This is a genomic window from Kitasatospora sp. NPDC127116 (assembly GCF_042677365.1).
GTDB lineage: Bacteria > Actinomycetota > Actinomycetes > Streptomycetales > Streptomycetaceae > Kitasatospora > Kitasatospora lactacystinica.
In genome coordinates this window covers 1-13,225 of record NZ_JBHXTL010000037.1, presented here as the reverse complement: position 1 = coordinate 13,225, position 13,225 = coordinate 1, and the positions used below count along the sequence as shown (strand labels likewise).

Sequence of the window (13,225 nt, the reverse complement as noted above, 5' to 3'; positions counted from 1 at the left end):
ATGTCCGACCAGTCCGATCGTACGGGCCGCCCCGAACGGGCCGACCGTCCGTCGATCCTCGGCCCGGCCGCCGGCTTCGGCGTGACCTTCAAGGCCATGTTCAAGAAGCGGCTCACCGAGCAGTACCCGGAGCAGAAGAAGCCCACCGCTCCGCGCTTCCACGGCCGCCACCAGCTGAACCGGCACCCGGACGGCCTGGAGAAGTGCGTCGGCTGCGAGCTGTGCGCGTGGGCCTGCCCGGCCGACGCGATCTACGTGGAGGGCGCGGACAACCGGGACGAGGAGCGCTACTCCCCGGGTGAGCGCTACGGCGTGGTGTACCAGATCAACTACGCCCGCTGCATCCTGTGCGGGCTGTGCATCGAGGCCTGCCCGACCCGGGCGCTGACCATGACCAACGAGTACGAGCTGGCCGACTCCTCCCGGCGGGACCTGATCTTCACCAAGGAGCAGCTGCTGGTGGGCCTGTCCGAGGGCATGGTCGACACCCCGCACGCGATCTTCCCGGGCACCGACGAGGGCGCGTACTACCGGGGCGAGATCACCGCGGCGGCGCCGGGCACGGTCCAGCAGGAGCGCACCGACCGGGACCGGGAGGTGCAGCAGTGATCGCGCGGCTGGCGGAAGCGACCGGGACGACCTCGACGGGTGAGGCCGTCCAGTTCTGGGTGCTCGCGGTGATCGCGGTCGGCGGCGCGCTCGGCATGGTGCTGATGCGCAAGGCCGTGCACAGCGCGCTCTGCCTGGCGGCCACCATGCTGGCGCTGGCGGTCTGTTACATGGCCCAGGGCGCCGTGTTCCTGGGCGTGGTGCAGATCGTGGTCTACACCGGCGCGATCATGATGCTGTTCCTGTTCGTGGTGATGCTGGTCGGTGTCACCAGCGAGGATTCGCTGAAGGAGCAGCTGAAGGGCCAGCGGTTCGCCGCGGCGCTGTGCGGGCTGGGCTTCGGCGTGCTGTTGATCGCCGGGATCGCCAACGCGAAGCTGGACCACTTCACCGGGTTGTCCGAGGCGAACGCCGAGGGCAACGTGCCGGGCCTGGCCCGGCTGATCTTCACCCGGTACGTGTGGGCCTTCGAGGTCACCGGCGCGCTGCTGATCACCGCGGCGATCGGCGCGATGGTGCTGACCCACCGGGAGCACGTGAAGGCGCCGAAGACGCAGCGCGAGCTGGCGGCGCAGCGGATCATGGACAACATCCAGCTGCCGCCGCTGCCGGCGCCGGGCGTGTACGCGCGGCACAACGCGGTGGACGTCCCGGCGCTGCTGCCGGACGGCACGATCGCCGAGGACTCGGTGATGGCGACGCTGCGCGAGCGCGGCCAGGTCCGGGACGTCAGCCAGGCGATGCTGCAGCGGATGGCGGAGCTGGAGAACAGCACGGCGGACTGGTTGGGCCGTCCGTCCTCGGAGCGGCCGGCGGTGACGGCTCCGCGCAAGTCGCTGGAGCCGGTGCCGGCGAACGGCGAGCCGGTGCCGGCGAACAACGTGAAGCACCCGGCCGGCGAGGAGGGCGCGGAGTGAACCCGGTCAACTACCTCTACCTGTCGGCCCTGTTGTTCACCATCGGCGCGGCCGGGGTGCTGATCCGGCGCAACGCGATCGTGCTGTTCATGTGCGTGGAGCTGATGCTGAACGCCTCGAACCTCGCCCTGGTGACCTTCTCCCGGCTGCACGGGACCCTGGACGGCCAGATCATCGCGTTCTTCACGATGGTGGTGGCGGCGGCCGAGGTCGTGGTCGGCCTCGCCATCATCGTCTCCATCTTCCGGACCAGGCACTCCGCTTCGGTCGACGACAGCAACCTGATGAAGCTGTAGGCGGAGGACCTTCGGTGAACTCTCTCATTCCGCTGCTGGTGGCGGCTCCACTGGCCGGTGCCGCCCTGCTGCTGCTCGGCGGCCGGGTGCTGGACCGCTACGGCCACTGGCTGGCCACCGCGCTCGCGGCGCTCTCGTTCGGCTTCGGCCTGGCCCTGTTCTCGTCCATGCTCGGCCGTGACGCCGAGCACCGGGCGCTCACCGTGCACCTGTTCAGCTGGATCCCGGTGAACGGCTTCCAGGCCGACTTCTCCTTCCTGCTCGATCAGCTGTCGATGACCTTCGTCCTGCTGATCACCGGCGTCGGCACGCTGATCCACCTCTACTCGGTGGGCTACATGGCGCACGACGAGCGCCGGCGCCGCTTCTTCGCGTACCTGAACCTGTTCCTGGCCGCCATGCTGCTGCTGGTGGTCGCGGACAACTACCTGCTGCTGTACTTCGGCTGGGAGGGCGTGGGCCTGGCCTCGTACCTCCTGATCGGCTTCTGGCAGCACAAGCCGAGCGCGGCGACGGCGGCGAAGAAGGCCTTCATCGTCAACCGGGTCGGCGACATCGGCCTGTCCGTCGCGATCATGCTGATGTTCGCGGAGTTCGGCTCCTTCGCCTTCGGCCCCGTCTTCGGCGGTGCGCACGAGGCGAGCGAGGGCAAGCTGACGGCGATCGGCCTGATGCTGCTGCTGGCGGCCTGCGGCAAGTCGGCCCAGGTGCCGCTGCAGTCCTGGCTGGGGGACGCGATGGAGGGCCCGACCCCGGTGTCGGCGCTGATCCACGCGGCCACCATGGTGACCGCCGGCGTCTACCTGATCACCCGTTCCTCGGCGATCTTCGACCTGGCGCCGGACGCGCAGACCGCCGTGGTGGTGGTCGGCGCGGTCACGCTGCTGTTCGGTGCGATCGTCGGTTGCGCCAAGGACGACATCAAGAAGGCGCTGGCCGGCTCGACCATGTCGCAGATCGGCTACATGGTGCTGGCGGCCGGGCTCGGTCCGATCGGCTACGTCTTCGCGATCATGCACCTGGTGACCCACGGCTTCTTCAAGGCCGGGCTGTTCCTCGGCGCCGGGTCGGTCATGCACGGCATGAACGACGAGGTGAACATGCGTCACTACGGCGGCCTGCGCAAGTACATGCCGGTCACCTTCGTCACCTTCGGCCTCGGCTACCTGGCGATCATCGGCTTCCCGGGCCTGTCCGGTTTCTTCTCCAAGGACAAGATCATCGAGGCGGCCTTCGCCAAGGGCGGCACCGAGGGCTGGATCCTCGGGCTGTGCACGCTGGTCGGCGCGGCGATCACCGCGTTCTACATGACCCGGGTGATGGTGCTGACCTTCTTCGGCGAGAAGCGCTGGCAGCCGGCCGGCGGCTCCGCCGCGGGGGAGGGCGACCTGCCGCACCCGCACGAGTCGCCCAGGACCATGACGATCCCGATGGTCCTGCTGGCCTTCGGCTCGGTGTTCGCGGGCGGGCTGTTCGCCTTCAACGACTCCTTCCTGAAGTGGCTGGAGCCGGTCACCGGGCACGAGGAGGGCAACTCCCCGCTCGCCCCGCTGACCGTCACCCTGCTGACCACGGCCTGCATGCTGGCCGGCGTCGGCCTCGCCTACCTGATGTACGGGCGCTCGCCGGTCCCGGTGGTGCCGCCGGTCGGCTCCCCGCTCACCCGGGCCGCCCGCCGGGACCTGCTGCAGGACGACTTCAACCACGCGGTGCTGGTGCGGCCGGGCTCGGCGCTCGCCGCGGCGCTGGTCTTCTTCGACAGCCGCGGTCTGGACGGCGTGGTCAACGGCCTGGCCGCCGCGATCGGCGGGCTCTCCGGCCGGCTGCGGCGGATCCAGAACGGCTACGTCCGCTCCTACGCGCTCTCCATGTTCGGCGGCACGCTGGTGCTGGTCGCCACGACTCTCCTGATGAGGTCCACGTGATGACTCGTCCTGATATCCGTTGGGAGGGCAGGCCATGAGTGAGCGCAGCGAACGAACCGTCAAGCGGTGCGCGCGGACGGACGCCCCTGCCGGGCGCGGCGAGGTGGGCGCATGAGCGTCCTCCTGACCGCCACCTGCGCCGTGCCGGCGGCCGGCGCGGTGCTGACCGCGGCGCTGCCCGCCGGGTCCTCCGAGAGCCGGCGCCGGAACACCAAGGCCGTCGCGCTGGGCGTCTCGGTCGTCACCCTGGTGCTGGCCGCCGTGGTGGCGACCCGGTTCGACCCCCAGGGCGCCCGCTTCCAGCTGAACGAGTCGTACAGCTGGATCCGCTCCTTCGGCATCACCTTCTCGCTCGGCGTGGACGGCATCGGCGCGGTGCTCGCCCTGCTCACCGCCGTCCTCGTGCCGTTGGTGATCCTCGCCTCCTGGCACGACGCCGATCCGGGGCCGGCCGGTCCCGACGGCACCTTCGAGAACAGCAGGAGGACCCAGGGCTTCTTCGCCCTGATCCTGGCGGTGGAGGCGATGGTGGTCGTCTCCTTCTACGCCACCGACGTCTTCGTCTTCTACGTGTTCTTCGAAGCCATGCTGATCCCGATGTACTTCCTGATCGGCGGCTTCGGCGACCGGGCGGGCGGCCCCGAGTCGGCGCGTCAGCGCTCCTACGCGGCCGTGAAGTTCCTGCTCTACAACCTGCTCGGCGGCCTGGTGATGCTGGCGGCCGTGATCGGGCTGTACGTGATCGCGCAGGACCAGGGCTTCGGCACCTTCGACCTGCCGACGCTGACCTCGGCGATCGCCGACGGCCGGCTCCAGCTGACCGGCACCGCCGAGAAGGCGCTGTTCCTGGGCTTCTTCTTCGCCTTCGCGGTGAAGGCCCCGCTGTGGCCGCTGCACACCTGGCTGCCGAACGCGATGGGCGAGTCCACCGCCGGCACCGCGGTGCTGATCACCGCCGTGGTGGACAAGGTCGGCACCTTCGCGATGCTGCGCTTCTGCCTCGGGCTGTTCCCGGACGCCTCGAAGACCTTCGCCCCGGCTATCCTGGTCCTCGCGCTGATCGGGATCGTCTACGGCGCGCTGCTGGCGGTCGGGCAGAAGGACATCAAGCGCCTGGTGGCGTACGCCTCGATCTCGCACTTCGGCTTCATCATCATGGGCATCTTCGCCCTGACCAGCCAGGGCCAGAGCGGCGCCACCCTCTACATGGTCAACCACGGGCTGTCCACGGCGGCGTGGATGCTGGTGGCCGGCTTCCTGATCTCCCGTCGCGGTTCGCGGCTGATCGCCGACTACGGCGGTGTGCAGAAGGTCGCCCCGGTGCTCGCCGGGACGTTCCTGATCGGCAGCCTGGCCACCCTGTCGCTGCCCGGGCTCGCCCCCTTCGTCAGCGAGTTCCTGGTGCTCGTGGGCACCTTCACCCGCTACCCGGCGATCGGCGTCGTGGCCACCTTCGGCATCGTGCTGGCCGCGCTGTACGCCCTGCTGCTGTACCAGCGCACCATGACCGGCCCGGTGAAGGACGGGGTGCGCACGATGCCCGACCTCAAGGCCCGGGAACTCGCCGTGGTCGGCCCGCTGGTGGCGCTGACCATCCTGCTCGGCGTCTACCCCAAGCCGCTCACCGACCTGGTCAACCCCTCGGTGAACGCGACGCTCTCGCAGATCCACCAGACCGACCCGGCGCCGGCCCACCCGGTCGCCGCCACCTCAGGAGGTGAGCAGAAGTGAGCGCCACCGCGATGCTCGCCGCCGCGGGCGGCAACACCCCCAGCATTCCGGCGCCGCACATCGAGTACGGCCAGCTCTCGCCGATGCTCGTGGTGTTCGCCGCCGCCGTGGCCGGCGTCCTGGTGGAGGCCTTCGTGCCCCGCCGGTACCGGCACTGGACCCAGGTGACGCTCGCGCTGGCCGGGCTGGTCGGCGCCTTCGTCGCCGTGGTGGTGCTGGCCGTGCAGAGCCACGGCTTCACCCGGATCGACCTGCTGGCCATGGAGTCGGTCGCGATGGACGGCCCGGCGCTGTTCCTCCAGGGCGTGATCCTGCTGGCCTCCGTGGTCGCGGTGCTCACCTACGCCGAGCGCAGGCTGGAGCCGAAGGCCGGCGGGCTGCCCGCCGACGCCTTCGCCGCCCAGGCCGCCGCCACCCCCGGCGGCGAGCAGGAGCGGGCCGCGGTCCGGGCCGGCTTCGCCACCACCGAGGTCTTCCCGCTCACCCTGTTCGCGGTCGGCGGCATGCTGCTGTTCCCCGCCGCCAACGACCTGCTGACCATGTTCGTGGCGCTGGAGGTCTTCTCGCTGCCGCTGTACCTGCTGTGCGCGCTGGCCCGGCGCCGGCGGCTGCTCTCCCAGGAGGCGGCGGTCAAGTACTTCCTGCTCGGCGCCTTCGCCTCGGCGTTCTTCCTCTTCGGCACCGCGCTGCTGTACGGCTACGCGGGCAGCGTGAAGCTCGGGGACATCGGGGACGTCATCTCCGGCAAGGCGATGACCACCCCCGCGCAGCTGAGCACCACCCAGAGCGACGCGCTGGTGCTGACCGGCCTGGCGATGCTCGCGGTCGGCCTGCTGTTCAAGGTCGCCGCGGTCCCCTTCCACTCCTGGACCCCGGACGTCTACCAGGGCGCGCCGACCCCGGTGACCGGCTTCATGGCGGCGGCCACCAAGGTCGCGGCGTTCGGGGCCTTCCTGCGGCTGTTCTACGTGGCCTTCCCGGGCCTGCGGCTGGACTGGCGGCCGGTGATGTGGGGCGTGGCGATCCTGACCATGGTGGTGGGCGCGGTGCTCGCGGTGACCCAGCAGGACGTCAAGCGCCTGCTGGCGTACTCCTCGATCGCGCACGCCGGGTTCATCCTGACCGGCGTGATCGCCGTCAACAAGCAGGGCATCTCCTCGGTGCTGTTCTACCTGTTGTCGTACTCCTTCGTGACGCTCGGCGCGTTCGCCGTGGTCACCCTGGTGCGCGACTCCAAGGGCGAGGCGACCCACCTGTCCAGCTGGGCCGGGCTCGGGCGGCGCTCGCCGCTGGTGGCGGCGGTGTTCGCGCTGTTCCTGCTGGCCTTCGCGGGGATTCCGCTGACCTCCGGCTTCACCGGGAAGTTCGCGGTCTTCCAGGCGGCGGCCAGCGGCGGGGCGACCCCGCTGGTGGTCGTCGGTGTGCTGAGCTCGGCGGTGGCCGCGTTCTTCTACATCCGGGTGATCGTGCTGATGTTCTTCTCGGACCCGCAGCCGGGCGGCCCCACGGTGGCGATCCCGAGCGCCTTCACGGCGACCGCGATCGGGGTGGGGGTGCTGGTCACACTGGGTCTCGGGCTGCTCCCGCAGTACTTCCTCGACCTGGCGTCCAAGGCCTCGCTGTTCGTGCGCTGATCCTGGCGTCCACCGCCTCCGACCAGGGCCCCGTCCGGGCCGCGCCCAGTCCGCGCGGCCCGGACGGGTCTTTGTCGGGAGCCGGGGCCGGGGGAGTCCCGAGGACTCTCCCACCTTTATTTCCAGCCGAATTCGCCCCCACCGCCGTCCGGCCCGCACAGCCGCCCTGACCAGGGCATCAGGCCCGATCATGACAGGATCCGCACGCCCGTGCAGTGATCCACTCACGACCGGATACCCTGCCTGTATGGCCAGCGGCGGCACTCAGGGACCAGGCCGCTAGATCGACCAGGGACAGAGGAGTGGTCTTCGTGACCGTCGTGGAACCCTTCGGGCTCAGCGTGCAGGACCGCGACCTGACCCGGGATGTCCAGGCCGGACTGGACGCGGTGGAGGCGGCGCTCGGCGAGGCCGTCAAGTGCGACGTCCCGTTCATCACCGTCACCGCCAGTCACCTCCTCGAAGCCGGCGGCAAGCGCTTCCGTCCGCTGCTCCTGCTGCTGGCCGCCCAGTTCGGCGACCCGGGGGCGCCCGGTGTGGTGCCCGCCGCCGTGGTGGTCGAGCTGACCCACCTGGCCACGCTGTACCACGACGACGTGATGGACGAGGCGCCGGTGCGCCGGGGCGCCCCGAGCGCCAACTCCCGCTGGGACAACTCGGTCGCGATCCTCACCGGCGACTTCCTGTTCTCCCGCGCCTCCCAGGTGCTCGCCGACCTCGGCCCGGAGGCCGTGCGGATGCAGGCCGAGGCCTTCGAGCGGCTGGTGACCGGTCAGATCCTGGAGACCCGCGGTCCCGGTCAGGACATGGACCCGCTGCTGCACTACCTGGACGTCCTGGAGGGCAAGACCGGCTCGCTGATCGCCGTCTCCTGCCGGATAGGAGCGCTGATGGCCGGTGCCGAGCGCGAGCTGGTGGACACCCTCGGCGAGTTCGGCGAGCGGATCGGCATCGCCTTCCAGCTGGCCGACGACGTGCTCGACATCGCCAGTGACGGCCACGAGTCCGGCAAGACCCCCGGTACCGATCTGCGCGAGGGCGTGCCGACCCTGCCGACCCTGCTGCTGCAGCAGATGCCCGTCGACCCGGCCGACCCGGCCGACGCCCGGCTGCGCGAACTGCTCGACCAGGACCTCTCCGACGACGACCTGCACGCCGAGGCGCTGCGCCTGCTGCGCGCCCACCCGGCGCTGGAGCGCGCCCGCGCCGAGACCCTGCGCCGGGCCGAGGAGGCCAGGGCGCTGCTGGCCCCGCTGCCGGACTGCGCCGCCAAGGCCGCCCTGGAGGGGCTCTGCGACGCGGTGGCGATCCGCACCATGTGAGCCCCCGGGCCCGTCCGGGCCGGGCCGCGGTGCGGCCGGGCCCGGTCGCACCGCACCGACTCCGGGATGGGGGAGACTGACTCCCGTCAGCACACGCCTGCCGGGAAGGTCGTTATGCGTCGCGTCGTCATAGCCGAGGACTCCGTACTTCTGAGGGAGGGACTGACCCGGCTGCTCACCGATCGCGGCATGGAGGTCGTCGCCGGGGTCGGGGACGGCGAGGCCCTGGTGAAGACCATCCACGAGCTGGCCGCGGCCGACGCCCTGCCGGACGTCGTGGTCTCCGACGTGCGGATGCCGCCGAGCCACACCGACGAGGGGCTGCGGGCCTGCGTGGAGCTGCGCGGCCGTTACCCGCAGCTGGGTGTGCTGGTGCTGTCGCAGTTCGTGGAGGAGCGCTACGCCTCCGAGCTGCTGGCCGGTTCCACCCGGGGCGTCGGCTACCTGCTCAAGGACCGGGTCGCCGAGGTGCGCGAGTTCGCCGACGCGGTGGTCCGGGTCGCCGACGGCGGCACGGCGCTGGACCCGGAGGTGGTGCAGCAGCTCCTCAGCCGCAGCCGCAAGGGCGACGTTCTGGCCAATCTCACGCCGCGCGAGCGCGAGGTGCTCGGGCTGATGGCGGAGGGCCGCACCAACGCGGCGGTGGCCAGGCAGCTGGTGGTCTCCGACGGCGCGGTGGAGAAGCACGTCAGCAACATCTTCCTCAAGCTGGGGCTGGCTCAGAGCTCGGAGGACCACCGCCGGGTGCTGGCGGTGCTCACCTACCTCAACTCCTGACGCCCCGGCTCCGTAGCCCGGGCTCCCCGGGGGCGCGCCCCCGGGGAGCGCATCTCGGCCATGCGCCTCCGAGGTGCTCGCGTCCGCCCGCCCGAGCCGGAATGATCTCCGGCGGGCGGGCGTTGTTGCTCACGTGCGGTATGGCCGCGGGCCGGTGAAATTGCTGCCGTGGTTCCGGCCGCCGTCGTGTCGGCCCGCATAGGATGCGAGAGGTGCACCAGGCGGACGGGGCACGGGGCCGCGCCCGCGGTGGTGTGCCCACGAGGAGGTCCGCGGCAGTGACCAGTCAGGTCGATCAGTCAGAGGCAGTGGACGGCCCGGACGGCGACGAGGCCCGCGCCGGGAACGGCGACGCGCGCTCGGGTGCGGCCGCTCCCGCCGGACCGCCCGCGCCGGGCGGCCCTCCGGTGAAGCCGGGCAAGCCCATCCGCAGACTCGATCGGGTGATCATTCGCTTCGCCGGCGACTCCGGTGACGGCATGCAGCTGACCGGTGACCGGTTCACCTCGGAGACGGCGTCCTTCGGCAACGACCTGTCCACGCTGCCGAACTTCCCGGCCGAGATCCGGGCGCCCGCCGGCACCCTGCCGGGCGTCTCCTCCTTCCAACTGCACTTCGCGGACCACGACATCCTGACCCCGGGCGACGCCCCGAACGTGCTGGTCGCGATGAACCCGGCCGCGCTGAAGGCGAACCTGCCGGACCTGCCGCGCGGCGCCGAGATCATCGTCAACACCGACGAGTTCACCAAGCGCGCGCTGGCCAAGGTCGGTTACCCGGCCGACCCGCTGACCGACGGTTCGCTGGACGGCTTCCACCTGCACAAGGTGCCGCTGACCGCGCTGACCCTGGAGGCGCTCAAGGACAGCGGCCTGGCCCGCAAGGACGCGGAGCGGGCGAAGAACATGTTCGCCCTGGGCCTGCTGTCCTGGATGTACCACCGGCCCACGCACGGGACGGAGTCGTTCCTGCGCACCAAGTTCGCCAAGAAGCCGCAGATCGCCGAGGCGAACATCAGCGCCTTCCGGGCGGGCTGGAACTTCGGCGAGACCACGGAGTCCTTCGCGGTCTCCTACGAGGTGCCGCCGGCCAGGCTCCCGGCCGGGCGCTACCGCAACATCTCCGGCAACCTCGCGCTGTCCTACGGGCTGATCGCCGCCGCGAAGCGCTCCGGCCTGCCGCTGTACCTGGGCTCGTACCCGATCACCCCGGCCTCGGACGTGCTGCACGAGCTGAGCCGGCACAAGAACTTCGGGGTGCGCACCTTCCAGGCGGAGGACGAGATCGCCGGCGTCGGCGCCGCGCTCGGGGCCGCCTTCGGCGGGGCGCTCGGGGTGACCACCACCTCCGGGCCGGGGGTCGCGCTGAAGTCGGAGGCGATCGGCCTGGCCGTCTCGCTCGAACTGCCGCTGCTGATCGTGGACATCCAGCGCGGCGGCCCGTCCACCGGCCTGCCGACCAAGACCGAGCAGGCGGACCTGCTGCAGGCGATGTTCGGCCGTAATGGCGAGGCGCCGGTGCCGATCGTCGCCCCGGCCACGCCCGCGGAGTGCTTCGACGCGGCGCTGGAGGCGGCCCGGATCGCGGTCACCTACCGCACCCCGGTGTTCCTGCTCTCGGACGGCTACCTGGCCAACGGCTCGGAGCCCTGGCGGATCCCCGCCGTCGACGAACTGCCGGAGATCGACCCGCAGTTCGCCACCGGCCCGAACCGCGAGGACGGCGCCTTCTGGCCGTACCTGCGCGATCCGCGGACGCTGGCCAGGCCCTGGGCGGTGCCCGGCACGCCCGGCCTGGAGCACCGGATCGGCGGCATCGAGAAGCAGGACGGCACCGGCAACATCTCCTACGACCCGGCCAACCACGACTTCATGGTCCGCACCCGGCAGGCCAAGATCGACGGCATCACGGTGAAGCCGGTCGAGGTGGACGACCCGACCGGCGACGCCCGGGTGCTGGTGATCGGCTGGGGTTCGACCTACGGGCCGATCACCGCCGCGGTGCGCCGGGTGCGCGCGGACGGCGGCGAGGTCGCCCAGACGCACCTGCGCAACCTCAACCCGTTCCCGGCCAACCTGGGCTCGGTGCTGCGGAGTTACGAGAAGATCATCGTGCCCGAGATGAACCTGGGGCAGCTGGCCCTGCTGCTGCGGGCGAAGTACCTGGTGGACGCCGAGTCCTACAACCAGGTGCGCGGGCTGCCGTTCAAGGCCGCCCAGTTGGCGGACGTGCTGTGGGCCGCGATCGGCACCCTGGACGAGGAGGACCACCGATGAGCGAGCACGCCTTCCCGTCCCTGAAGCTGGTGCCCAAGGCCGAAGGGCCGCAGAGCGCCCGGGACTTCAAGACCGACCAGGAGGTGCGCTGGTGCCCCGGCTGCGGGGACTACGCGATCCTGGCGGCGGTGCAGTCCTTCATGCCGGAGCTGGGCATCAAGCGCGAGAACACGGTGTTCGTCTCGGGCATCGGCTGCTCCTCGCGCTTCCCGTACTACATGAACACCTACGGGGTGCACTCGATCCACGGCCGGGCGCCGGCGATCGCGACCGGGCTGGCCACCGCGCGCCAGGACCTGAGCGTCTGGGTGGTGACGGGCGACGGCGACGCGCTGTCGATCGGCGGCAACCACCTGATCCACGCCCTGCGGCGGAACGTCAATCTGAAGATCCTGCTGTTCAACAACCGTATCTACGGCCTCACCAAGGGCCAGTACTCGCCGACCAGCGAGGTCGGCAAGATCACCAAGTCCACCCCGATGGGCTCGCTGGACGCGCCGTTCAACCCGTTGTCGCTGGCGATCGGCGCCGAGGCCACCTTCGTCGCGCGCACCATCGACTCGGACCGCCAGCACCTCCAGTCGGTGCTGCGGGCGGCCGCCGAGCACCGGGGCACGGCGCTGGTGGAGATCTACCAGAACTGCAACATCTTCAACGACGGCGCCTTCGAGGTGCTGAAGGACCCCGGCAGCCGGGACGAGGCGCTGATCCGGCTGGAGCACGGGCGGCCCGTCCGCTTCGGCGCGGACCTGGCGAACGGCGTCTTCCGGGGGCCGGACGGCGAGCTGTTCACCGCCCCGGTCACGGCGGGGAACGAGGCGGACGTCCTGGTCCACGACGCGCACGCGGCCGGCCCCGCCGCCGCCTTCGCGCTCTCCCGGATCGCCGACGCGGACACCCTGCACCACACCCCGATCGGCGTGCTGCGCAGCGTCGAACGGCCGGTCTACGACGAGCTGATGGCGGACCAGCTGGCCACCGCCACCACCCGGCGCGGCGAGGGCGACCTGGCCGCGCTGCTCGCCGGCAACGACACCTGGACGGTGGACTGACCGCCCCGCCGTCCGGTCCGAGCGAACGGCGCCCCCTGTCCCGGCCGGGACAGGGGGCGCCGTCGTCATTTCCTGTCGCTCGTCGTGGCCTGCCGCTCGTCGTTGTCTACTCCTCGGCCCACTCGACCAGTTCGACCACCACGCCGTTCGGGTCGGCGACCTGGAAGAGCTTCTCGCCCCAGGGCTCCTCGCGCAGCGGGAGGGTGATCGTGACGCCCTCGGCGCGCAGCCGCCGTTCCTCGGCGGCGATGTCCCGGACGACGAACGCCAGGATCACGCCGTCCGCGATCCGGTGGCGCTGCTCCTCCGGCAGGACTTCGAGGCCGCGCCGCAGGTAGACGACGTTGACCCCGCCGCCCGGGTGTCCGAGCGAGACGAAGCCGTCGGCCGACATCTCCTCGGTGTAGCCGAAGTGCCGCTGGAGGAAGGCGGCGGAAGTGGTGACGTCCTCGACGGTCAGGGAGACGGCGGTCCTGGTGATCTGCAAGGCGGAGAACCCTTTCGTCGGCGTTCGGGCGTTATCCCGTACGCAGTACACTATACATAGTACGGAGAATTGCGCCAGGGGTTTCCGCGAGGACCCCTCCGGGCCGGAACGTCCGAGGGAGGCTCCCCGGGGGGGGGGGCTCCCACGGTAGGGCGTTGCGGTGGGGGTGAGGTGGCGGCGGGGATGGCGCCGGCGGGCG

At 71.1% G+C, this 13,225-nt stretch carries 11 protein-coding genes; 10 read left to right on the top strand and 1 reads right to left on the bottom strand.

Annotated elements, in window-relative coordinates:
- The 10 genes from nuoI to ACFVHV_RS17150 all read left to right on the top strand — a co-directional run bounded on the left by nuoI (window position 1) and on the right by ACFVHV_RS17150 (window position 12,539).
- On the top strand, window positions 1-609 hold the full coding sequence (nuoI, locus tag ACFVHV_RS17195) for an NADH-quinone oxidoreductase subunit NuoI (protein ID WP_359902267.1): 609 nt from the start codon (window positions 1-3) through the stop codon (window positions 607-609).
- Complete coding sequence (locus ACFVHV_RS17190; RefSeq protein WP_359902331.1) at window positions 609-1,526, top strand: NADH-quinone oxidoreductase subunit J; 918 nt, start codon at window positions 609-611, stop codon at window positions 1,524-1,526. Before nuoI ends, ACFVHV_RS17190 begins: the two co-directional genes overlap by 1 nt.
- Window positions 1,523-1,822, top strand: a complete 300-nt coding sequence (gene nuoK / locus ACFVHV_RS17185; protein WP_195911268.1) for an NADH-quinone oxidoreductase subunit NuoK — start codon at window positions 1,523-1,525, stop codon at window positions 1,820-1,822. The genes ACFVHV_RS17190 and nuoK overlap by 4 nt, the downstream gene beginning before the upstream one ends.
- Window positions 1,823-1,836: 14 nt before the next feature.
- On the top strand, window positions 1,837-3,747 hold the full coding sequence (nuoL, locus tag ACFVHV_RS17180) for an NADH-quinone oxidoreductase subunit L (RefSeq protein ID WP_380351864.1): 1,911 nt from the start codon (window positions 1,837-1,839) through the stop codon (window positions 3,745-3,747).
- A gap of 111 nt (window positions 3,748-3,858) precedes the next feature.
- Window positions 3,859-5,478: an NADH-quinone oxidoreductase subunit M gene (locus ACFVHV_RS17175; protein ID WP_359902272.1), complete on the top strand. Its 1,620-nt coding sequence runs from the start codon at window positions 3,859-3,861 to the stop codon at window positions 5,476-5,478.
- 11 nt (window positions 5,479-5,489) lie between these two features.
- Window positions 5,490-7,112: an NADH-quinone oxidoreductase subunit NuoN gene (gene nuoN, locus ACFVHV_RS17170; protein ID WP_380351898.1), complete on the top strand. Its 1,623-nt coding sequence runs from the start codon at window positions 5,490-5,492 to the stop codon at window positions 7,110-7,112.
- 311 nt (window positions 7,113-7,423) lie between these two features.
- Window positions 7,424-8,434 carry a polyprenyl synthetase family protein gene (locus tag ACFVHV_RS17165; protein WP_359902275.1) on the top strand — a complete coding sequence of 337 codons (1,011 nt, stop codon included), beginning with the start codon at window positions 7,424-7,426 and terminating at the stop codon, window positions 8,432-8,434.
- Window positions 8,435-8,548: 114 nt separating this feature from the next.
- The gene (locus ACFVHV_RS17160; protein WP_359902278.1) at window positions 8,549-9,211 is read left to right on the top strand and encodes a response regulator transcription factor; all 663 of its coding nucleotides are present in this window, start codon (window positions 8,549-8,551) and stop codon (window positions 9,209-9,211) included.
- Window positions 9,212-9,489: 278 nt separating this feature from the next.
- Window positions 9,490-11,487: a 2-oxoacid:acceptor oxidoreductase subunit alpha gene (locus tag ACFVHV_RS17155; RefSeq protein ID WP_380351861.1), complete on the top strand. Its 1,998-nt coding sequence runs from the start codon at window positions 9,490-9,492 to the stop codon at window positions 11,485-11,487.
- The gene (locus tag ACFVHV_RS17150) at window positions 11,484-12,539 is read left to right on the top strand and encodes a 2-oxoacid:ferredoxin oxidoreductase subunit beta (protein WP_380351860.1); all 1,056 of its coding nucleotides are present in this window, start codon (window positions 11,484-11,486) and stop codon (window positions 12,537-12,539) included. Before ACFVHV_RS17155 ends, ACFVHV_RS17150 begins: the two co-directional genes overlap by 4 nt.
- Before the next feature lie 106 nt (window positions 12,540-12,645).
- Here ACFVHV_RS17150 and ACFVHV_RS17145 read toward each other — a convergent pair whose 3' ends face one another.
- A complete protein-coding gene (locus tag ACFVHV_RS17145; RefSeq protein WP_380351858.1) occupies window positions 12,646-13,026 on the bottom strand; it encodes a VOC family protein in 381 nt (126 codons plus the stop codon).
- Window positions 13,027-13,225 lie beyond the last annotated feature (199 nt).

Coding starts and splice junctions, on each gene's coding strand:
- nuoN (WP_380351898.1), top strand. CDS start 5,490: ATGCTCGCCGCCGCGGGCGGCAACACCCCCAGCATTCCGGCGCCGCAC.
- nuoI (WP_359902267.1), top strand. CDS start 1: ATGTCCGACCAGTCCGATCGTACGGGCCGCCCCGAACGGGCCGACCGT.
- ACFVHV_RS17160 (WP_359902278.1), top strand. CDS start 8,549: ATGCGTCGCGTCGTCATAGCCGAGGACTCCGTACTTCTGAGGGAGGGA.
- ACFVHV_RS17175 (WP_359902272.1), top strand. CDS start 3,859: ATGAGCGTCCTCCTGACCGCCACCTGCGCCGTGCCGGCGGCCGGCGCG.
- ACFVHV_RS17150 (WP_380351860.1), top strand. CDS start 11,484: ATGAGCGAGCACGCCTTCCCGTCCCTGAAGCTGGTGCCCAAGGCCGAA.